The sequence below is a fragment of the Pantoea sp. X-Soil-YNGN-844 genome (assembly GCF_059730595.1).
Genome location: NZ_AP036007.1, coordinates 3,557,052 through 3,578,688 on the forward strand (window position 1 = coordinate 3,557,052; position 21,637 = coordinate 3,578,688).

The 21,637-nt window shown below is 55.4% G+C and carries 17 protein-coding genes and 3 tRNA genes; 8 read left to right on the top strand and 12 right to left on the bottom strand.

Features of this window, described 5'->3' with window-relative positions:
- Window positions 1–104 precede the first annotated feature (104 nt).
- From AC6I8C_RS16455 to orn, 4 genes are all read right to left on the bottom strand, one after another.
- Window positions 105–180 (bottom strand) — tRNA-Gly (locus AC6I8C_RS16455).
- 25 nt (window positions 181–205) lie between these two features.
- A tRNA-Gly gene (locus AC6I8C_RS16460) sits at window positions 206–281 on the bottom strand.
- Window positions 282–309: 28 nt separating this feature from the next.
- Window positions 310–385: transfer RNA gene (locus tag AC6I8C_RS16465), tRNA-Gly, on the bottom strand.
- Window positions 386–539: 154 nt separating this feature from the next.
- Window positions 540–1,088 carry an oligoribonuclease gene (gene orn / locus AC6I8C_RS16470; RefSeq protein ID WP_003855299.1) on the bottom strand — a complete coding sequence of 183 codons (549 nt, stop codon included), beginning with the start codon at window positions 1,086–1,088 and terminating at the stop codon, window positions 540–542.
- Window positions 1,089–1,189: 101 nt separating this feature from the next.
- Between orn and rsgA the strand changes: the two genes are divergently transcribed.
- From rsgA to mscM, 3 genes are all read left to right on the top strand, one after another.
- A complete protein-coding gene (gene rsgA / locus AC6I8C_RS16475) occupies window positions 1,190–2,239 on the top strand; it encodes a small ribosomal subunit biogenesis GTPase RsgA (RefSeq protein ID WP_497823077.1) in 1,050 nt (349 codons plus the stop codon).
- A gap of 170 nt (window positions 2,240–2,409) precedes the next feature.
- The gene (gene asd / locus AC6I8C_RS16480) at window positions 2,410–3,309 is read left to right on the top strand and encodes an archaetidylserine decarboxylase (RefSeq protein WP_013359189.1); all 900 of its coding nucleotides are present in this window, start codon (window positions 2,410–2,412) and stop codon (window positions 3,307–3,309) included.
- A 14-nt stretch (window positions 3,310–3,323) separates the two neighbouring features.
- Window positions 3,324–6,653 (top strand): miniconductance mechanosensitive channel MscM, encoded by a 3,330-nt coding sequence (gene mscM / locus AC6I8C_RS16485; RefSeq protein WP_497823078.1) that lies wholly within the window; start codon window positions 3,324–3,326, stop codon window positions 6,651–6,653.
- Between the two features lie 49 nt (window positions 6,654–6,702).
- Here the strand turns inward: mscM and mdh are convergent, their stop codons facing one another.
- A complete protein-coding gene (gene mdh, locus AC6I8C_RS16490) occupies window positions 6,703–7,641 on the bottom strand; it encodes a malate dehydrogenase (protein ID WP_497823079.1) in 939 nt (312 codons plus the stop codon).
- Between the two features lie 440 nt (window positions 7,642–8,081).
- Between mdh and argR the strand changes: the two genes are divergently transcribed.
- The 4 genes from argR to yhcN (AC6I8C_RS16510) all read left to right on the top strand — a co-directional run bounded on the left by argR (window position 8,082) and on the right by yhcN (AC6I8C_RS16510) (window position 9,994).
- A complete protein-coding gene (gene argR / locus AC6I8C_RS16495) occupies window positions 8,082–8,552 on the top strand; it encodes a transcriptional regulator ArgR (RefSeq protein ID WP_013359192.1) in 471 nt (156 codons plus the stop codon).
- Between the two features lie 472 nt (window positions 8,553–9,024).
- Window positions 9,025–9,288, top strand: a complete 264-nt coding sequence (gene yhcN, locus AC6I8C_RS16500) for a peroxide/acid stress response protein YhcN (RefSeq protein ID WP_098052264.1) — start codon at window positions 9,025–9,027, stop codon at window positions 9,286–9,288.
- Window positions 9,289–9,370: 82 nt separating this feature from the next.
- A complete protein-coding gene (locus AC6I8C_RS16505) occupies window positions 9,371–9,637 on the top strand; it encodes a YdgH/BhsA/McbA-like domain containing protein (protein WP_497823080.1) in 267 nt (88 codons plus the stop codon).
- 93 nt (window positions 9,638–9,730) lie between these two features.
- Window positions 9,731–9,994, top strand: a complete 264-nt coding sequence (yhcN, locus tag AC6I8C_RS16510; RefSeq protein WP_013359195.1) for a peroxide/acid stress response protein YhcN — start codon at window positions 9,731–9,733, stop codon at window positions 9,992–9,994.
- A 65-nt stretch (window positions 9,995–10,059) separates the two neighbouring features.
- Here the strand turns inward: yhcN (AC6I8C_RS16510) and AC6I8C_RS16515 are convergent, their stop codons facing one another.
- From AC6I8C_RS16515 to aaeX, 5 genes are all read right to left on the bottom strand, one after another.
- A complete protein-coding gene (locus AC6I8C_RS16515) occupies window positions 10,060–10,329 on the bottom strand; it encodes a barstar family protein (protein WP_013359196.1) in 270 nt (89 codons plus the stop codon).
- A 55-nt stretch (window positions 10,330–10,384) separates the two neighbouring features.
- Window positions 10,385–11,836, bottom strand: a complete 1,452-nt coding sequence (locus AC6I8C_RS16520; protein ID WP_497823081.1) for an NAD-dependent succinate-semialdehyde dehydrogenase — start codon at window positions 11,834–11,836, stop codon at window positions 10,385–10,387.
- 113 nt (window positions 11,837–11,949) lie between these two features.
- Window positions 11,950–13,902, bottom strand: a complete 1,953-nt coding sequence (gene aaeB, locus AC6I8C_RS16525) for a p-hydroxybenzoic acid efflux pump subunit AaeB (protein WP_497823082.1) — start codon at window positions 13,900–13,902, stop codon at window positions 11,950–11,952.
- A 9-nt stretch (window positions 13,903–13,911) separates the two neighbouring features.
- Window positions 13,912–14,844: a p-hydroxybenzoic acid efflux pump subunit AaeA gene (aaeA, locus tag AC6I8C_RS16530; protein WP_013359200.1), complete on the bottom strand. Its 933-nt coding sequence runs from the start codon at window positions 14,842–14,844 to the stop codon at window positions 13,912–13,914.
- A gap of 7 nt (window positions 14,845–14,851) precedes the next feature.
- Window positions 14,852–15,055, bottom strand: coding sequence for a p-hydroxybenzoic acid efflux pump operon protein AaeX (gene aaeX, locus AC6I8C_RS16535; RefSeq protein WP_003855277.1), 204 nt, complete (start codon window positions 15,053–15,055; stop codon window positions 14,852–14,854).
- Between the two features lie 232 nt (window positions 15,056–15,287).
- Here aaeX and aaeR point away from each other — a divergent pair, with 232 nt between their 5' ends.
- A complete protein-coding gene (gene aaeR / locus AC6I8C_RS16540) occupies window positions 15,288–16,205 on the top strand; it encodes an HTH-type transcriptional activator AaeR (RefSeq protein ID WP_013359201.1) in 918 nt (305 codons plus the stop codon).
- 33 nt (window positions 16,206–16,238) lie between these two features.
- Here aaeR and tldD read toward each other — a convergent pair whose 3' ends face one another.
- Window positions 16,239–17,684 carry a metalloprotease TldD gene (gene tldD / locus AC6I8C_RS16545; RefSeq protein WP_222924936.1) on the bottom strand — a complete coding sequence of 482 codons (1,446 nt, stop codon included), beginning with the start codon at window positions 17,682–17,684 and terminating at the stop codon, window positions 16,239–16,241.
- Window positions 17,685–17,748: 64 nt separating this feature from the next.
- Window positions 17,749–21,579 carry an AsmA2 domain-containing protein YhdP gene (gene yhdP / locus AC6I8C_RS16550; protein ID WP_497823083.1) on the bottom strand — a complete coding sequence of 1,277 codons (3,831 nt, stop codon included), beginning with the start codon at window positions 21,577–21,579 and terminating at the stop codon, window positions 17,749–17,751.
- Window positions 21,580–21,637 lie beyond the last annotated feature (58 nt).

Here is a 21,637-nt window from a genome sequence, read left to right on the forward strand (position 1 = left end):
CGAAAGATGGGAGGTGATGCTGTGGATAACCTTCAGAACACAACTAAAATCACGCGACCAAAAGCAGTCGTATAACGAACTGAAACAGGGGGTGATGTAAAATCTGGAGCGGGAAACGAGACTCGAACTCGCGACCCCGACCTTGGCAAGGTCGTGCTCTACCAACTGAGCTATTCCCGCATAGAAGGGTACTGCTTTATAAAACTGGAGCGGGAAACGAGACTCGAACTCGCGACCCCGACCTTGGCAAGGTCGTGCTCTACCAACTGAGCTATTCCCGCAAAGAGGTTGCTGCTTACATTTTAAATCTGGAGCGGGAAACGAGACTCGAACTCGCGACCCCGACCTTGGCAAGGTCGTGCTCTACCAACTGAGCTATTCCCGCGCCTTGTACCGATACTAAATTCTTCACCGGTACGGGGTGCGCATTATACGAGAAATCGTTGCTGCTGCAAGCGTCTGAAAGCAAAATTTTTCGCTTTTCGCGCGTTTGCTGATTAAATCAGCAACCTGGTGATTTCATGCGCACCCGTGGTCGATTAAAGCTGCAAAAAGTGTTCGCGGTAGTAAGCCAGCTCCGCCACCGACTCGCGGATATCGTCCAGCGCCTGGTGCGTACCGCCTTTTTTGAAGCCGGGCAGGATTTCCGGTTTCCAGCGACGAGCCAGCTCTTTCAGGGTACTGACATCCAGATAACGATAGTGGAAATACGCTTCCAGCTCAGGCATGTACTTAAATAGGAAGCGGCGATCCTGCCCGATGCTATTGCCACAGATTGGCGACGTGTTAGCAGGAACCCACTGTTTCAGGAATTCAATAGTCGCCAGTTCGGCTGCGCGATCGTCAATCTGGCTTTCCTTCACCCGCGCAACCAGACCGCTGTTGGTGTGGGTGCGGACATTCCACTCATCCATCAGCGCCAGCTGCGCATCGGACTGATGGACGGCCATGACCGGCCCTTCCGCCAGAATGTTCAGGTTGGCGTCAGTCACCAGAGTCGCAATTTCAATAATGCGATCGTGCGTCGGATCAAGTCCGGTCATCTCAAGATCAATCCAGATCAGATTCTGTTCATTTCCAGTAGCCATGCTGTTTCCTGCGGTTGCTGTAGTCGTCATTCACGATGAATAAGGTGTATCATAGACGTTTTGCCCAGCCGGGCGAAATCTGGCTAACGCTGTGAGGGTGAGTGAGTAAAAATAAACTGTCGAAGGGCCAACAACGTCGCGTAAGCGCTAACCACGATCGCCGTCTCAACCAGCGCAGAGAGCGTCCGGAAGCGGATGACAACCTGTTTGGTGAAGCTGCAGATGGGGTCGTTGTGAGCCGTTTTGGCATGCATGCTGATGTTGAGGATAGCGCAGGCGTCGCCCACCGCTGCAATATCCGCCGTACAATCCGTTCGCTGGTTACGGGCGACCGTGTGCTGTGGCGTCCGGCCACCAGCGGCGGCAAAGGCATTGTTGAAGCGGTGCATGAACGCACCAGCGTATTAACCCGCCCCGATTTTTACGACGGCGTGAAGCCGATGGCGGCGAATATCGATCAAATCATCATCGTCTCTGCGATCCTGCCGGAACTGTCGCTAAACATCATTGATCGCTATCTGGTTGCCAGCGAAACGCTGGACATCGAACCCTTACTGGTCCTGAACAAGACCGATCTGCTGGATGACGAGGCGCGCGTCTTTGTTGATCAGCAGATGGATATCTATCGCGATATTGGCTATCGCGTGGTGATGGTCTCCAGCCGGGCGAAAAACGGCCTGGACGATCTGAAAGCGGCCTTGACCGACCGCGTGAGTATCTTTGCTGGTCAGTCTGGCGTCGGCAAATCGAGCCTGCTGAATGCCCTGCTCGGCTTTGACAAAGATGAGCAGGTCGCGATTCTGACCAATGAAGTGTCAGACGGTTCAGGCCTGGGCCAGCACACCACTACCGCATCCCGCCTGTATCACTTCCCGCACGGCGGTGATGTGATTGATTCACCCGGTGTGCGTGAGTTCGGTTTGTGGCATCTGGAACCAGAACAGGTTACGCGCGGCTTTGTCGAATTCCGCCCCTTCCTGGGCTATTGCAAATTCCGTGACTGTAAACATGGCAGCGATCCCGGCTGTGCGATTCGTGAAGCGGTCGAACAGGGAAAAATCCACATCTCCCGTTTCGATAACTACCACCGTATCCTGGAGAGCATGGCGCAGGTAAAAACGCGTAAAAATTTCCCTGATGGTGAAAGTTAATCGGTATAACCGCGTCTGAGCGGATAAGCCGCTGCATTTTGCGAGGTGGATTCCGATCACGCGTACGGACCGTGCAGCGTGCCGGAAATCAGGTATAGTCGCCATCTGAACAGGGCACTGCTACAATCCGCCCCCTTTTTACCATGTCCTGAAATAGCCAGGAGGCTAAGGTGTTTGATCGTTTAAAACTCGGCTTGAATCATATTCTCCCGAAGAAATGGCTGACTGAACTTGCCGGTTGGGGCGCCAGTCGCCGCGGTGGTTGGTTGACCAAACTGGTCATTGACATCTTTGTCTGGTTTTACAAAGTCGACATGGCGGAGGCGCGCAAGCCCGATACCGCCAGTTATCGCACGTTTAATGACTTTTTCGTTCGTCCGCTGAAAGACGATGCGCGTCCGGTGGATGCTGATGCCAGCCTGATCGCCCTGCCAGCAGATGGTGCTATCAGCCAGCTCGGCCATATTCATGGCGATCAGATTTTCCAGGCTAAAGGTCATCACTACACCATCGATGCTCTGCTGGCGGGTGATGAGCGGATGGCCGCTCAGTTTGTGGAGGGTGAGTTCGTCACCACCTATCTGGCTCCGCGCGATTATCACCGCGTCCACATGCCGTGCAACGGTATCCTGCGTGAGATGATTTATGTGCCTGGCGATCTCTATTCAGTCAACCCGCTGACCGCACGTAATATTCCCAACCTATTTGCCCGTAACGAGCGCGTCATCTGCTATTTTGAAACGGATATCGGACCGATGGTGCAGATTCTGGTGGGTGCGACGATTGTCGGCAGCATTGAAACCGTCTGGGCGGGCACCATCACGCCACCGCGTGAAGGTGTGATCAAACGCTGGCACTATCCGGCAGCGGATGATGAAGGCGCAGTAGTACTGCTGAAAGGACAGGAAATGGGCCGCTTTAAACTTGGCTCTACCGTCATCAACCTGTTCGCACCTGGCCGCGTCAAACTGGCTGAAAGTCTGGAAGCAGAAAGCAAAACCCGTCTGGGCCAACCGCTGGCGATCGCGCTGCCGGTAGCGACAGACATTTCCGACGTCATCGTCGACTAAATTGAGTGTCCTCTGTGCGTTCGATTCTCCTCCTGCTGCTGAGCCTGTGGCTCAGCAGCCCGGCCTTCGCGGCCAGCCTTCCTGACGCCAGCCAGCTCAAACAGCAGCTGGAAGAGATAAAATCGGCCAAAAGTTCTCCATCCCAGGCGGAACAGATCCAGACGATTGAAGCTGCCTTGAACTTCCTCTCTGAACGCGATGACTCGCTGGAGCGCGCGGCGCAATATCAGCAGGTGATTGATGACTTTCCGCGTCTGGCGCGCGAACTGCGTCAGCAGATCGCCGCACTGAGCGACAGCGGAAAAACCGTACGCAGCAACATGAGCAGCGCCGAGCTGGATCAGGAGATTCTGCAGGTCAGCAGCCAGCTGCTGGAAGAGGGGCGTCAGGCACGCCAGGAACAGGATCGGGCACGGGAAATCAGCGATTCTTTGTCGCAACTGCCGCAGCAGCAGACCGAAGCGCGCCGGGCGATGACGGAGAGTGAACGCCGGCTGCAGGGCGTCAGTACCAGTTCACCGCAGGGCCAGCTGCAACTGGCGGCTCGTCAGGCGGAAAGCGCCGCAAATAAAGCGCTCGTTGATGAACTTGAGCTGGCCCAGCTCTCCGCCAACAACCGTCAGGAGCTGGCGCGGATGCGGGCGGAAGCCCATCAGCGTAAGGCGACGCATCTCGATAACTACCTGCAGGCGCTGCGCAACCAGCTCAACGATCAGCGGCAACGTGAAGCGGAAGTCGCTCTCGCCCGCACCGAGCAACTGGCGGAAAACAGCGGCGATCTGCCACCAGCAATCAGCGATCAGTTTCGGGTTAACCGCGAACTCTCTGTTGCGCTGAATCAGCAGGCGCAGCGTATGGATCTGGTGGCGTCGCAGCAGCGGCTGGCCACCAACCAGATTATTCAGGTCCGTCAGGCGCTCTCTACGTTGAGAGAACAGTCGCAGTGGCTGGGTGCCTCTAATCTGCTGGGCGAAGCGCTTCGGGCACAGGTCGCACGTCTGCCAGAGATGCCTAAGTCCCAGCAAATTGATAATGAGATGGCACAGCTTCGCGTACAGCGTCTCTATTATGAAGATCTGCTGGAGCGTCAGGAGACGCTGCGCAAAGGACGGCAGGCCGATGGTCAGCCCTTCACCGCAGAACAGAAGCGTATTCTTGATGCGCAGCTACGCACCCAGCGTGAACTGCTCAACTCCCTGATCTCCGGCTGTGACACCCTGATTCTGGAGATCACCAAGCTCAAGGTCGGCAATACCCAGCTGCAGGATGCGCTGACGGAAGTCAAAGACGCGACGCACCGCTATCTGTTCTGGACCGCTGACGTCAGTCCGATCGGTCTGAGTTATCCGCTGGATCTGGCTAAAGACCTTTCCCGCCTGCTATCGCTGGATACGCTGGGTCAGCTCGGCAAAGCGATGGCGATGATGTTTACCAGCCGTAATTCAGTGCTGCCGATTATTGGTGCGCTGCTGCTGGTCGGTTTCAGCATCAGCTCGCGACGCCACTTCAATGCCTTTCTTGAACGTTCTGCCAGTAAAGTCGGCAAGGTCACCCAGGATCGTTTCCGCCTGACCATTCGTACCGTGTTCTGGTCGATTCTGGTGGCGCTGCCGCTGCCCGTGTTGTGGGGTGCGCTGGGTTATGGCCTGCAGAACGCCTGGCCCTACCCTATCGCCGTGGCGATTGGCGATGGCATTACCGCCACGCTGCCGCTGCTGTGGGCATTTATGATCAGCGCCGCCTTTGCCCGTCCGAATGGCCTGTTCATTGTGCATTTCCGCTGGCCGCAGAACCGGGTAGCGCGCGCCATGCGCTATTACTCGCTGAGCATCGGCCTGATTGTGCCGCTGATTATGCTGCTGATCGCCTTTGGCAATCTGGAAGATCGGCAGTTCTCCTCGTCGCTAGGTCGCCTCTGTTTCATCCTGATCTGCGGAGCAATCAGCATTGTTACCGTCAGCCTGAAGCGGTCCGGTATTCCGCTCTATCTCGATAAAGAGGGAAATGGCGAGAACATAGTGAATCGGATGCTGTGGAACCTGATGATCGCCATGCCGCTGATGGCTGCCTTCGCCTCCGCCGTGGGGTATCTGGCGACCGCGCAGGCGCTGCTGGCGCGACTGGAAACCTCAGTCGCCATCTGGTTCCTGCTGCTGGTTATCTATCACATTATCCGGCGCTGGATGCTGATTCAGCGTCGCCGTCTTGGTTTTGACCGCGCCCGTCAGCGCCGTGCCGATATGCTGGCTAACCGGGCGCGCAGTGAAGAAGAGAAAGAGCAAAGCGCGCTGAATACCGACGCGATTGAAATCGAAGAGCCGGTGATTGATCTGGATGCGATCAGTGCGCAGTCGCTGCGGCTGGTACGTTCTATCCTGACGCTGATTGCCCTGGTCTCGGTGATCGTGCTGTGGTCAGAAATTCACTCGGCCTTCGGCTTCCTGGAGAATATTCAGCTGTGGGATGTCAGTACGTCCGTACAGGGCGTGGAGTCAATTCAGCCAATCACCCTGGGGTCAGTGCTGATTGCTATTCTGGTGTTTATCATTACCACTCAGCTGGTGCGCAATATGCCCGCGCTGCTTGAGCTGGCACTGTTGCAGCATCTTAATCTGACGCCGGGTACCGGTTACGCCATTACTACACTGACCAAATATCTGCTGCTGCTGATTGGCGGGCTGATTGGTTTCTCGATGATTGGTATTGAATGGTCGAAACTGCAGTGGCTTGTTGCTGCGCTGGGTGTGGGACTGGGGTTTGGCTTGCAGGAGATTTTTGCCAACTTTATCTCTGGCCTGATTATCCTGTTCGAAAAGCCGATTCGTATTGGTGATACCGTGACGATCCGCGACCTGACCGGCAGTATTACCCGGATCAACACGCGTGCGACCACGATCACCGACTGGGACCGCAAAGAGATCATCGTGCCAAACAAGGCCTTTATCACCGAGCAGTTCATTAACTGGTCGCTGTCCGATTCCGTGACGCGGGTGGTGCTCACCATTCCGGCCCCGGCCAAAGTCAGCAGTGAACAGGTAACCACCATTCTGATACAGGCGGCCGAGCGCTGCAGTTATGTGCTTGATACGCCACCGCCGGAAGCGTTCCTCGTCGATCTGCAGCAGGGGATTCAGTTGTTTGAGATCAGGGTACATGCTGCAGAGATGGGGCACCGTATGCCGCTGCGTCATGAGCTGCACCAGCTGATTCTGCTCGGATTTGAGCAACACGGTATCGAGATGCCGTTCCCACCGTTTCAGATGCGCATGGAAACGCTTGGTAAGAAGCTGCCTGCCAGTAACGGTGCGCCCGCAGCCCGCGCCTATAAATCTGGCGGCCTGTAATGCAAAACGCCCGGCAAAGCCGGGCGTTATTTCAGGTCTGAGCCGTCTGTTACTGCTTAACGAACTCTTCTCCCTGAGCGATATCTTTCTTCAGCGTATCGAGCATGCCTGACAGCGCCTGCTGTTCGTAAGCGCTGAGTGTGCCAATTGGCCTGCGTTCAGCAATGCCATTTTTACCGAGCAGCAGCGGCTGAGAGAAGAAGCGGGCATATTCACCCTCACCTTCCACGTAAGCACACTCTACAACATTCGTCTCACCCTTCAGCGCGCGTACCAGCGACAAACCGAAACGCGCGGCCGCCTGGCCCATCGACAACGTAGCCGATCCGCCACCCGCTTTAGCTTCCACCACTTCTGTGCCAGCGTTCTGAATGCGTTTGGTTAAATCAGCCACTTCCTGATCGCTGAAGCTGACGCCTTTGACCTGTGACAGCAGCGGCAGAATGGTTACGCCGGAGTGGCCACCAATCACCGGGACTTCAACCTGGTCAGGCTGCTTGCCTTTCAGCGCTGCGACAAAAGTATTGGCGCGGATGATATCCAGCGTGGTCACGCCAAACAGACGATTTTTGTCGTAGACGCCGTGCTTTTTCAGCACTTCTGCCGCAATGGCCACGGTGGTATTGACCGGATTGGTAATAACGCCAATCAAGGCTTTAGGGGCCGTTGTGGCAACCTGTTCAATCAGGTTACGAACAATGCCTGCGTTCACATTAAACAGGTCAGCGCGATCCATACCAGGTTTACGTGCGACACCGGCAGAAATCAGTACCACATCGGCACCCTGTAAGGCAGGCGTGGCGTCTTCTCCACTAAAACCTTCAATAGCGACAGCAGTAGGAATATGGCTGAGATCAACGGCGACGCCAGGCGTAACCGGCGCAATGTCATACAGTGAGAGTTCTGAACCTGCGGGAAGCTGGGTTTTGAGCAGAAGTGCGAGCGCCTGGCCTATGCCGCCAGCGGCACCGAGAACGGCAACTTTCATTCTTAACTCCTTATTAAGGTGGGGCAGAGATGGGCCGAAATTCTATCTGTGTCAGACCTTAATCAACTGCTCAGGCGATGATAAATATCCGCTGTTAATTCTACGTGTTTTCACACTTGCTCGCCGGATTCAAAAGTTACTTATCATTGCGCCTGAATGACCGACAACTTTGCCGTCGTCAGACAGAGAACGGCTATGTGCGTTTTCTGTTACTACTTCTGATACTACACCACCAATAATATAACAACTTTGCAACCTTCGCCTTTCGGGGCTGTGACGGGGGTTTTGGTCTGAGCGGATTTATTTGCTATTATCGCCGCCCGCTAGCCGCCCGAACTCTGCTCATCAATCGACCGATTGCATAAAAATGCATTTAAATGCATAATCACCACTCTGCCGCGGGCGGATGCGCGGTTATTCTCTCTATTTATTGGTAACCTATGCGAAACCCATCGAAACAAGACGATCTGATCAAGGCTTTCAAAGCCTTATTAAAAGAAGAAAAATTCAGTTCCCAGGGCGAAATTGTTCAGGCGCTTCAGGATGAGGGCTTTGAAAATATCAATCAGTCCAAAGTCTCGCGGATGCTGACCAAGTTTGGCGCAGTGCGCACCCGTAATGCCAGGATGGAAATGGTCTATTGCCTGCCCGCTGAGCTGGGCGTGCCGACCACCACCAGCCCGTTAAAAAACCTGGTACTGGATATCGACTACAACGATGCGCTGGTGGTGATTCATACCAGTCCGGGCGCAGCACAGCTGATTGCACGTATGCTGGATTCGCTGGGCAAAGCACATGGGATTCTTGGCACGATCGCTGGCGATGACACGATCTTTATTACCCGTGCGCGCGACTTTACGGTTAAGCAGCTGCACAGCGCGATCCTCAACCTGTTTGAACAGGAACTCTGATCGCTGACTGACGGCCTGCAATCCCGCCCCGGGCCGTCAGTTTGTTCTCTCTGCCCATCGTTTTGCGGCACACTCCCCCGCTGTTTAGTACTAATAAGCCAGTTTTAATACACCTGGCTCCTGGTCAGATCGCTTACTCTGCTTAACCTTCTGCACTATTTTACACTGCTTTACATCACTGATCCGGTACCATTGCCCGGATCCAGATCAAACTCCAGTCCAATACGCCTCATAGTTTCGCACTAAACGTTAAAGTGATCTATCTCGCTGTTTTTCTGATTAAAATCATCGTAAAGGCTATTTTTTATGCTGTTTTTATAACGTTAAGTTATTAAAAGTAGGCATAAGGATAAAGAATCACAAAAAAACATTATTAGCCGGATATTAATTTCTCTCGTTATTAGTTCTATACTTCTTTTCGTGATGCAAATCACACTAACTAGAAAGATAAAAAGAAGACGAGGAAATATCTATGAACGTAAAAACTACCATCGCTACCCTGAGCATTCTCTCTGCGCTCTCATTCGGTGCAGTAGCAGCAGAATCTATCGATGCCGCACAGGCACAGGATCTGCAGGCTGTCGGCACCATCAGTGTCAGCGGCGTCGCGGGTTCACCGATGGATATCAAACAGAAGCTCAGTGATAAAGCGGATCAGCAGGGCGCAAAAGCCTATCGCGTGATCGAGGCTTACAACAACGGCAATTATCACGCTACCGCCGCGCTGTATAACTAAACCCAACAATGCCAGCTGCTCTCTGTCTGACGCGCCTTTTGCGCTCCGGAGGGCTGAAGCAAAATCTTCAGGAGAGTTGACCATGAAAATGAAATTATCGATTGCTGCTCTTAGTCTGGCGTCCCTGTTCTCAGTAGGTGCCAGCGCCGCCAGCCTGGTATCAAATGAACAGGCGCAGGGTCTGCAGCCCATGAACCAGACCATCAGCATTGGTGGACGTAACGGCGACCAGACGCATATCCGTCAGGTGCTGTCAGAGAAAGCGGATGCACAGGGCGCAAGCCATTACCGCATCATCGAAAACAACCAGGACAATACCTGGCATGTCACCGCTGAGCTTTATAAATAATTAACCGTGATGACGCCTGAAGGCGCATAACAAATATCGACGACCGGCCCTTACGAGTAACCGCAGGTTGTTGATTGTATTGAGGAGATAATCATGAACATCAAAACAACCATCGCTACAGTCAGTCTGCTTTCCGTTATGGCGTTCGGCGCATCGGCCGCACAGCTGGTCACCAGCGAACAGACGCAGAACCTGCAGCCTGCGGGCACCGTAAGCATCAGTGGAACCGGGGGATCCCCAATGGATTACCGCGCTGAGCTTTCACAGAAAGCAGATGAACAGGGTGCCAGCGCATATAAAGTGATCGAGGCGCGCACCGGTGATAGCTATCACATCACTGCACAGCTTTATAAGTAATTCCTCGTCAGATCTATGACGAACCCTTTGGCCCCGCTCGCCGGGGCCTTTTTTCATCTGATGTATTATCTGACGTTAAAGTGCAACCGGCCTTCCAGCTCCTCTTCCGCTTCATCAAATAACAGAATCAGCGCGCCATAGCGCCGTCGCTGGCCCCTGCCCAGATTGACAAACTCAATTTCCAGCGGCATCGGTAACAGATCGCCCGTCACGACATCCCACAATCCATCCAGATCGCAGATGCGGCGCTCCTCCAGTGCAAATCGCTCGCTGAACTGGCGAAAGAAATGGGACTGGTCGACTATTTCATTAAAATCAAAACGCTCGATTTTCATGCTGACGGCTCCCATGCTCCGTCCGCGGGCGACCTCTGCCGCCCGTTCGTGACCGTTAGCTCAAACCGCCCAGGTGCAGCGCTTTGACCTCCAGATACTCTTCCATACCGAGTACCGAACCTTCGCGGCCCAGACCCGACTCTTTCACTCCACCAAACGGCGCCAGCTCCGTGGAAACGGCGCATTCGTTAATGCCGATCATGCCGCTTTCCAGCGCCGCTGAAACGCGAAACACCCGTTGCAGATTCTGGGTATAAAAGTAAGCGGCAAGGCCGAATGGCGTATCATTGGCGCGGCGGATGACGTCATCTTCATCATCAAAGCGGAAACAGGCAGCTACCGGACCAAAGGTCTCCTCCTGCGCAAGCTGCATGTCTTCATGCGCCTCGGTAATGACCGTAGGCTGCCAGAAGTTGCCACCCAGCGCATGGCGCTCACCTCCTGCCAGTAGTTTGCCGCCTTTGGCTACCGCGTCTTTCACGTGCTGCTCAACTTTTTCCACCGCCGACGCTTCAATCAATGGTCCGACAATCACGCCTTCGTCCATGCCGTTGCCCACCTTCAGCTTGTTCACTTCGGCAGCCAGTTGCTGAGTAAACGCATCATAGACAGCGTTATGAATATAGAAGCGGTTAACACTGACGCACACCTGACCCGCATTACGGAATTTGTTGGCAATCGCACCCTTTACGGCGGCATCAATGTCGGCATCGTCGAACACGATGTATGGGGCATTTCCGCCTAATTCCATCGACACTTTTTTCATGGTTTCAGCAGCATTACGCATCAGCAGCTTGCCTACCTGGGTGGAGCCGGTGAACGAGATTTTACGCACCGCTTTGCTGGCCATGATCGCATCGCTGATGGCATGGGTATCACCCGCCACCGCGTTCAGCACGCCATCCGGCACGCCCGCCTGCTTCGCCAGCGCCAGCAGGGCAAAGGCGGAGAGTGGCGTGTTATTAGCGGGTTTGATAATACCCGTGCAGCCTGCCGCCAGAGCCGGACCCAGCTTGCGGGTCAGCATCGCCATCGGGAAATTCCAGGGCGTAATGGCAGCCACTACGCCAATCGGTTCGCGGGTCGCCAGAATGCGGGAGCCGGGTTTTGCCGGCGGAATGATCTCGCCGTTCGCCCGTTTCGCCTGCTCGGCGAACCACTGAATAAAGCTGGCGGCGTATTCAACCTCTCCCTCCGCCTCCTTCAGGGGTTTACCCTGTTCAGTGGTCATCAGCTGTCCCAGCCAGCGCTTGTTCTCAATGATCAGCTGGTACCAGCGAGTGAGAATTTCAGCGCGCGCTTTTGCGGTCTGCGCCCGCCAGGCGGGAAAGGCGCGTTCCGCGGCGGCGATCGCCTGTTCCGTTTCCGCCTTACCGGCTTTTGCTACCTGCGCAATCACCTCACCGGTTGCCGGATTGGTCACGTCAAAGGTGGAAGCTGCCTGATGCCATTGGCCGTCGGCTAAATAGCCGGTCCGGAACAGTTCGCTCTCTTGCAGTGATTTCATTGATTCGCTCCTGTCAGTTTTGCTCTTCCGTCTGGAGAGTATAGTTGGCAAAAGCGACAGATTTTGTGATGGGTGGGGATTGCACAGGCCGCTGCAGGTCGCAGCGGCCAGATTCAGATTTGGATGAGCGTGTTCTGGTACTTATCCAGCATCGTCGCCAGTCGTTTGACCGGTTCCGTTACGCTGACGGGTGCCTCGTAATGGACCAGTTTTTCCTGATAGACATCCAGCTCTTTGAGCAGACGTTCAAAGTAGTAACGGCGCTTGTCGTCGCTGCTGGCGGAGATCACCCGGTCAGCGGTATAACGCAGCTGTCGGTGATACGCAGAGAGATCTGCGTTAACGGGCACTTCTGCGTCGCGTAATCGCTGATGACCGATGATCAGCGTCAGGGCGATACGATATTTATTGATGTCGCCCGGAAACAGGTTCAGCAGCAGAAACAGTTGCTGATAGAGCGCCGGCAGATGATTTTCGCGCCGACGTGCCTGATTGGTGGTCATGGCCGAGACCGCTGCATACATAAAGCGGTTCAGCAGTTTGCGGCCGGTACGCGCCTTCGATTTATCCCGAATCAGCAGAATGACCATCATCGCGACAAAGCAGCCGATAACCTGACCGAGCACATTATCGAGGAAAACGTTAATGTGAAATTCCATCGGATTATCAAGGACCAGAACGTTAAGCGTACCAATCAACGCACCCAGCGTGCCGAGCTGACGCCGCTGTATGAAGATGCCGCCGATAAATCCCAGTATGCCGATGGCGATGCAGAGCAGTAGCGCGCTCTGCTGCGTCGCGGGCAGAACATACATAAAATAGAGCGCCCCGAGTGGAACCGCGACCGTCATGCCGTAGAGAAAATCCTTGGCCATCATCAGCGGATTAGGCATACGCATCGCCAGCGCGGTAATAACGGCCAGCATGACCATACAGCCACTGCCAGACGTCCAGCCCGTATAGAGCCAGAACAGCGAACCCAGCGCGGTTGCAACGAAGGTACGGATGCCGTTAATCATCGCATGATGTGTTTCAGCCGAACGCGCCTGAATCACCACTTCGCGCTGCAGAATCTCCTCTTCCAGCGAGGTTATCCGGCTGTTGCTTTTGATGCCTTTAAGCAGCAGCAGATATTCGGTAGCGGTGCCTACCCAACTGGCCAGCGTGACCGGCGTTGTTTTGCCCGTAGCGCCAATCACCCGCCGCATCACTTTCATCCGCTTATGTACCTCTTCAACCGTCGAGGCCGGTTTTTCAACCATCAACCGGTACTGGGGCGGAATATAGTCCGGGCGGGAATTCTGAATGAGGAACGTTTCGGCAGCCTGCGTTATCAGCGTCAGTGACAGGGTATTAAGCATCTGCAAACGGCGGTTGCTGTTCTTCCAGCGTGACGACTCCATCATCAGCTGGCTGCGCATGCTGTTCAGCGCCGTGGTGCGCCGCACCAGCGCGCTCCAGGCTTTATCGACCTCTTCCTTATCACCATGGGCGACGCAGAGTTGCAGCAACTGATAGTGGGCCACCAGCAGCGAATCAACTTCCGCGTCGATCACTTTTTTAATCGAACGTGGCGAGAAGATCATGTCGGCCAGAATGGCGCACAGAATACCGAGTACGATTTCACTGCAGCGCTCAACCGCATATTGCGGCACCAGCGTCAGACCGCCGCTGGCGTTAGCCGTCACCACAATAATCAGCGCGGTGTAACCCGCCAGTCCCAGCGCATAGGAGTTTTCTACCTTAATCAGCGAAGAGAGCCAGACGCAAAGCCCTGCCCAGATGCAGCACAGCAGCAGCATCACAACCGGCGCACGCACGGTGGCGATCATGATGGTGAGTGCAGCGATACAACCGATGAATGTCCCGATAATACGTAAAATGCCGCGATAGCGCAGTGCGCCGGAATAGGGATCGCCACCTGCCGCAAACGCGGTGCCGCCCGCCACGATCCCGGCGGTCATGACTGCCCAGCGTGGTGTTTCAAGGTTAAAGTGAAACCCTACCATCAACGCTAACACCAGCGCGAAGGTCAGCTTTACCGGGAAACGCAGGAACTCGATCATATCGCCCTCTTAACCAAACTCACGCAGGCGATTGAATAGTCGGATCATGGGTGAAACCTGTTCAGGCTGACGATCGGCCTGACCGGTAATCACCACGGTCGCGGTGGTTCCCGCCGGGAAGCGATTGCCGGGCTGCTGATCAAGCCGGATGCGCACCGGCACACGCTGTGCGAGACGGACCCACTCCAGATTGGAATCTACCGTTGCCATGCCTTTACTGTCGACCGAGCTGCTGCTGTTGGTGACGCCCGCCGCGACGCTGTCGACGGTGCCACGCAGCACAATGTTGCTGCCAAGTGGCGTCACTTCCGCGCGGAAGCCCTTCTCAACGCCGTGCAGTTTGGTCTCTTCCAGGTAAGCCAGCACATAGAAAGAGTGCTGCTGAACCAGCGCCACCGCCACAGAACCACGGGTAATAAATTCGCCCTGATAGACGTTGAGGTTGGTGACCCAGCCATCGGATGGCGCTTTCACGGTGGTGCGCTCAAGATCGATCTTCGCCAGATCGCGCGTCGCCACCGATTTTGCCAGCTGATGCTCACTGGTTTGCAGATCGTTGTTAGATTGCTCAATCGCCTCGCGCGACATTGCAGAGGTACCAAGCTGATTACGGCGGCCGGCTTCGCGACGTTTCTCACTCACCAGGGCCTGGTAATATTCAACATCCGCCTGTGCCTGATCGAGCGCCTTCTGATAGCGAGGGCGGTCAACCACAAACAACGTATCGCCCTTCTTAACCAGCTGGTTGTCGTGTACCGGAACCTCAGTAATCAGGCCAGTGACGTCAGGCGAGATCGCCACCACGTCAGCTGCAAAACGTGCATCACGGGTCCAGGGTGATTCGGTATAGAACACCCAGGCGCGGAAGATGATAACCACTGCGATGATGACCAGCAGAATAGTGATCGCGTAGCGCGCGATTTTTCTTATGAGTGCTTTCACTTCAACCTCAGACTAATAAACGGGAGACAAGGTAAAACACACAGCAGTAAAGCGCTGTATTAAAAAGTGCCGGATGCCAGACAAGATCGTAGATTCCGCTCGGCGTCAGCACGCGTTTCACTAACCAGAACAGCATCAGTGAAATAATCAATTCGATGAAAACGGGCGGAAAAGAGAGCCCAAACATGACAAATACCGGAAGCACACTCATCACAAATCCTTAGTTCGACCTTGCCGGGATACTTCGTTGCCTTTTCAGATGTAGCAGGAAAACCCTCTGGCAGCGCTATCCGAACCGCAGCTGGCTTAATAATAGCGTATCATCGAAGGGTTTAAGGCAATGAAGAATCACCGGGAAATACCCCGGCGCGCTTATAATAACGCGCCTGACTATAAGTTTTCTACAGAATGTGATCTAAATCACTTTTAAGCCAGAGTAAATAATGGAACGACTGAAAGGTATGTCTGTCTTCGCCAGAGTAGTCGAACTCGGTTCGTTTACCGCGGCGGCGCGTCAGCTTCATCTGAGCGTCTCATCCATCAGCCAGATCGTCGCGAAACTGGAGGATGCACTGCAGGTTAAGCTGCTGAATCGCAGTACCCGCAGTATCGGGCTGACCGAAGCGGGTAAAATCTATTATCAGGGCTGCCGCCGTATGCTGGCGGAAGCGACACAGGTGCATGAACAGCTCTACGCGTTTAACAATACGCCGATTGGCGTGTTGCGCATTGGCAGCTCCTCGACCATGGCGCAGAATGTATTAGCCGGTATGACCAGCGATATGCTGCGGGAGTATCCGGGGCTGAGTGTGAATCTGGTTACTGGCGTTCCGGCCCCGGATTTGATTGCGGATGGTCTGGATCTGGTGATTCGGGTGGGCGCATTAAAAGATTCCAGCCTCTTTTCGCGTCGTCTTGGCGCGATGCCGATGGTGGTGTGCGCCGCAAAAAGCTATCTGGCACAGCACGGCACGCCGGAGAAGCCGGGCGATATCGATAATTTTTCCTGGCTGGAATATAGCGTACGGCCCGACAACAATTTTGAGCTGATTGCGCCAGAAGGCTTAGTCACCCGCCTCGCGCCACAGGGGCGTTTCGTGACCAACGATTCGCTGACGCTGATTCGCTGGCTGAAGTCGGGCAATGGCATCGCCTACGTGCCTATGATGTGGGTGATTGATGAGATCACCGCAGGCGAGATCGATATTCTGTTTCCGCACTATCAGTCCGATCCGCGTCCGGTGTATGCGCTCTACACCGAGAAGGATAAACTGCCGCTGAAGGTGCAGGTCTGCATCGATTATCTGACCGACTATTTTGAACAGGTGGCTGAACAGTATCAGCAGCACCGTAAAAGCTAACAACCCGCCGGGCGGCGGGTTGTTGAGGTCACATCAGGCGGTACCGCCGATGGTCAGTTTATCCAGCTTCAGGGTTGGCTGACCGACACCGACCGGCAGGCTCTGGCCCTCTTTACCGCAGACGCCCACGCCTTTATCCAGCGCCAGGTCATTACCCACCATCGAGATCTGCTGCATCGCTTCAATGCCGGAGCCAATCAGCGTGGCACCTTTGACCGGTTTGGTGATTTTGCCGTTCTCAATCAGATAAGCCTCTGAGGTTGAGAAGACAAATTTGCCGGAGGTGATATCCACCTGACCACCACCAAAGTTCGGCGCATAGATGCCGTACTCAACGCTTTCAATAATATCCTGCGGCGATGATTTGCCTGCCAGCATATAGGTGTTGGTCATGCGCGGCATCGGCAAATGCGCATAGGATTCACGGCGTCCGTTACCGGTCGGGCTGACGCCCATCAGTCGCGCATTCAGCTTATCCTGCATGTAGCCTTTCAGCACGCCATTCTCAATCAGCATGTTGTACTGCCCGGGAACGCCCTCATCATCGACCGCCAGTGAGCCGCGCAGACCTTCGAGGGTGCCGTCATCCACCACGGTACAGAGTTCAGAGGCAACCTGCTGACCGATTTTACCGCTGAACACGGAAGTGCCACGGCGGTTGAAGTCGCCTTCCAGACCATGACCGACTGCCTCATGCAATAGCACACCTGGCCAGCCCGCCCCCAGCACGACCGGCAATGCGCCAGCAGGTGCCGCCACGGCGGAGAGGTTAACCAGCGCCATTCGCACCGCTTCACGCGCCCATGCATCAGCACGCACGTCACCATTTTCATCTTCAAGGAAGAACGCATAGCCGGTACGTGCGCCGCCGCCGCTTGCACCGCGTTCACGCTTGCCCTGATCTTCAACCTGAACGCTGATAGAGAGGCGAACCAGCGGACGAACGTCTGCCGCCAGCGTGCCATCAGTGGCCGCCACCAGCACCTGCTCGTAAACACCGGTCAGGCTGGCATTGACTTCCTGCACGCGCGGATCAGCCGCACGGGCGACTTTATCGACGCGATGCAGCAGGGCAATTTTGTCTTCACGCGTCAGGCTGCTCAGCGGATCGACCGCCGAATAGAGCGAACGGTTCATCACGGCAGAAAGCGTATGGGCCTTGCCGTTTCCCTGTTCGCGTACAATGCTGCGAGCCGCTTCAGAGGAAAGACGCAGCGCATTCAGCGTAATCTGGTCGGCATAGGCGAAGCCGGTTTTCTCACCGCTGACCGCGCGCACGCCGACGCCCTGATCGATATGGTATGAGCCATCTTTAATGATTTTGTCTTCCAGCACCCAGGATTCGTGAAAGCTGGACTGAAAATAGAGATCGGCATAATCCAGACGACGTTCTGAAAGCTGCCCTAACAGGGAAAATAGGTCCTGCTGATTAATGCCGTTAGCAGTCAGTAACTGCTCACTTACCAGGTTCAGAGTCATCGTTTCTCACTCATTATGTGCTCAGATAATCATAGCCTGCGGTAATTCCGGTACGGCGTCAAATTCACTTGTTGTCTGTTTCACGCGGTTTACGCAGCACTTCATTGATTTCCGGTTTATCCAGCGGGCCACTGATGTGATAACGCAGCAGCGATATCTTGTTCCACAGGGGTCCCAGAACTTTACTGGCGGCAAATACCGCCGCGCCAATCACCGGATTAATGACAAAGGCAGTCGCTACGCCGACAGAGGCAGAGATCTCAGGCGCAACCACCGCTTCCATATCGATCTGACGTTTCACCAAATCGAGATTGCCCTGCATGGCGATGTCTGCTTCCAGTCCATCCACCAGCAGGTTATCGGTGCGCATGACGCCGTTTTCGATCCAGGCCGTGCCGTTAATCGAATCGAAATAGAACGAGTTGGTAAAGGTGTCGCTGAAGTCGAAGCGCAGCTTGCGCAGCAGCGCATCGAAGCTCACCAGCCGCAGGATTTTTCCCGCCGTGCCGGTATTCACATCCGCGATCTGGCCTTTGCCAAAGTGGGTCTTAAGGGTGCCGCTCAGCGTCTCTGCCGAGGGCTGCCACGGTGCAGAGCGCCAGTGCAGGTCGTAAGCAATATCAAAAGGCGCATCGCGCAGCGGGGTATTCACGCCAAACCAGTTGGTCGCATTATTAATATTCGGCCCCTTAAGCGTGCCCTTCAGCGAGGTGCGCTGGTCGTCCGCGCGATTAACCCACTCACCGTTAATTTTAAGCTGCGAGCTGCCGGTATCCACTTTTCCGTTAGTAAGCGCTAACGTATCTCCTTCAGGCTGCAGCATCGCGGAGACCTGGCCATATTTCTGGCCCAGTACCCAGCACTCTTTACAGCGCAGCTGTAAGGCGGGCCACTGACTGAAGTTAATGTTTGTGGTTTGCTGAGAAGACGCTTTGCCGCCCTTGCCTGCCTCGTTTTCCCATTGCGGATTGTAGTAGAGGTAATCGAGGTTCACCTGCCATGGCGCTCTGGGGGCCATCGCCAGTTCACCGCGCAGCTCTTTCGCATTGACGCTGACCTGACCCCGGCCACCTGAATTTTGTGCCAGCGTCGCCTCAACCGCATGCCATTGCTGTCCGGCCAGCGTAACCGCAGGACTGCGCAGCGTGATGTTACCCGGCAGTGTAACGCCACCGGTCTGGAAGTCGCTCCCGCCGCCCGACACACCCGCTCCCGCAGAGCCGCCTGCAGCCATCATCGCTACCCAGGCCTCACCATCCAGCGCGGGCAGATTCAGTACCATGCCCTCATGGTCGGGTAGCGCAGGCGTTTTCTGTGCATCATTCAGCCAGATGCCACGATCGACGCGCAGCGTCGGCTCCAGTAACCAGCGGCTATTAAACCGATGGTTTGCATCGACGCTGCCGCTGAGATCGAAATGGTTCAGGTCACCGCTGGCCTGAATGGCAACTGGCATCGCCTCACCGGCTTTTTTATCGAGTGGTGAAGGTAAGTGACTACTTACTTCTTTGGCATTACCGTTCAGCGTCACGTCATAACGTGCCCCGCCATGATGCGGCAGCGTAATATTGACGTCGCCCTGCCACGGCAGATGCCCGCCGAGCTGCCTGCTGACAGCTGCCGGAACCTGGCTGATTTTCGCGGGTTGCCAGTCGCCCTGAAGTTTGACGTTAACGCCAAAGTCATCCGGGTTCTCCCGGGTGCTGAAACGGACGCCCATCGGCTGCCCAAACCAGTTCGCCCGCAGCTCCTCACTGGCCAGATTGCCGTTGTCATAACGGAAGCGGCCAGAAAGATTGTTGATGGTGGTTTTTAACGGTTTGATAAACAGCGAATTGTTATTGAGATCGACATTGCCGCGGGCGTGGACCTGCTCTCCATCCAGTGGAATGTCCAGATTCAGATGGCCACCGACACGGCCTTTAATTTCCAGTTGCTCCAGCGCGGCACCCAGTGACGGCTTAAGCGGCGTCTGATCGAAATAGTCAGCGATCTGCTGGCCTTCACCACTGATATCCCCGTCGATGATCAGTTTTTCTTTCAGGTAGTCAGGGATCACCGCCGTGACGTTGCGAGCATCTACTTCGCCCAGTCTGGCCACTGGCGCTTTCATCCACAGACCGTCGTTCAGAAAATTGAGGTCGACATCGAGATTGCTCAGCGCCGGCCATTTGGGCTGAAACGCATAGGTCGCCTGGCGAAGCGGCACCCAGACCTGGAACATGCCATCATTGTGCTTGAACGGGAACAGCGCCGGATTACCGGCAAACAGCAGCGTGGCGTTGTCCACCCTGCCACCCTTCACCGCCCCACTCAGATAGTGCGTCAGGCTGTTACCCATCAGCGGCACCGGGAAGTAGCGCCAGGCATCGCCTGCATCGGTAAGCCGGATACCCGCCAGAATATCCAGACGGGGCTCACCGCCGCTATTCTGCTGGTAGCTGAAGTCGCCGCGCGCCCAGAGTGAGCGCGCTTCGAGGTCAAGGTTTTCACCCGCCAGCGTCAGGCCATGTTCATCTTTAAGCCAGCGCAGCGCACCGGTCACCCGCTTAATCTCTAACGGAGCCTGAAACATATCGCCATAGGGAACGGTTGCCGCGCCCATATCCACACTGACCTGACCATGGCTCAGGCTGCCGCGTGCTTCTCCGCTCAGGTGACTGATGCCCGGCAACAGTTTCCAGTGCTGCCAGCTGAAATCACGCCACTTCACCTGTAAACGGGTTTTTTCAGGCTGCTGTAATGGAATATCCAGCGCCAGGCCATCGATGGTGCCCTGTGGCTGCAGCGTCTGCCAGTTTTCAAACAGCGTCGGAGAGAGCGGCGCAAATAACGGAACGATCGGCGCAATATGACTCAGCACCAGCTGTGTGGCGCGCACCCGCACCTCCTGCTGACCATCCGGCCCCAGCAACTGCTTATCTTCAGGACGCCATAACAGCGAGAAATGACCGGCGGGCCAGGCCTCGCCGTCGGTGCTTAGCCGAGTCTGCGGCACATTGATCACCCAGCCATTCTGGAAGCGTGACAGATGCGCGGTCAGCCCATCGACTTCTATGCGGTGTCGTCCGGTTTCGCCTTGCCAGCTGGCGCCGCCCTTGCGCAGCAGTAGATCACCAGCATAGATGTCGCCATCACGTAAGTTAACCCAGGCCGCCAGGCTGAAGCGGGCACTGTCCAGCCGGGTATTGTCGCGTACCCAGCGACCCAGCCATGGACGCATGTCGACGTCATCGGCCTGCATCCAGATACGGCCGTCATTAAGTAAACCGTTACTGTCGTTAAGGTCGAGTCGCACCTGAACCACGCCGTGCTGACCGGTAAAGCTCGACAGACTGACTTCGCCTTCGGCGCGATGACGGTTATCTTCATTGACCCAGGTGAGTCGGGGGATCGCCAGCTCAGCATGCTGGCCGGAAGGCGTACGGAAACGAATGGTGCTGTCGCGCAGGTCAAAGTGGTCAAACTGACGCAGGAAAAGTTCGTTAATCTGCGCCGGACGGAAACTGTTTTTCTCTTTGTCGTTGTCGAGTAAGGGGCGATTCGTGTCGAGGTGCAGCTGCCAGAAGGTCAGATCGCGGAACTGCCAGCGCCAGTGCAGCAGAGACTGCCAGACGTCGAGCGCCAGATTGATACGTTTAATCGTGAGTTTGCCGTTTTCATGCAGATCGACGCTGAGGTCACGAACCTGCAGGGTTGGGCCGAAATTCTCCCATTTACCCTGTAACTGGCTGGCGTTGACCGGCACATCCGTTTTGTCGGAGATGAATTGCAGAAGGTTGTTGCGATAGCTGTCGAGATGCGGCATCACCAGACGCAATCCGCTGACCAGCAGCGCGACAATCACGATGATTCCCGCGACCAGCAGTAACAAAATCCTCGGCAACTGCCTCACTCACGCCTCTCCTTGTGTTCCGTAAACGACGGATAGTTGGTTCTCATACCCGACCGTC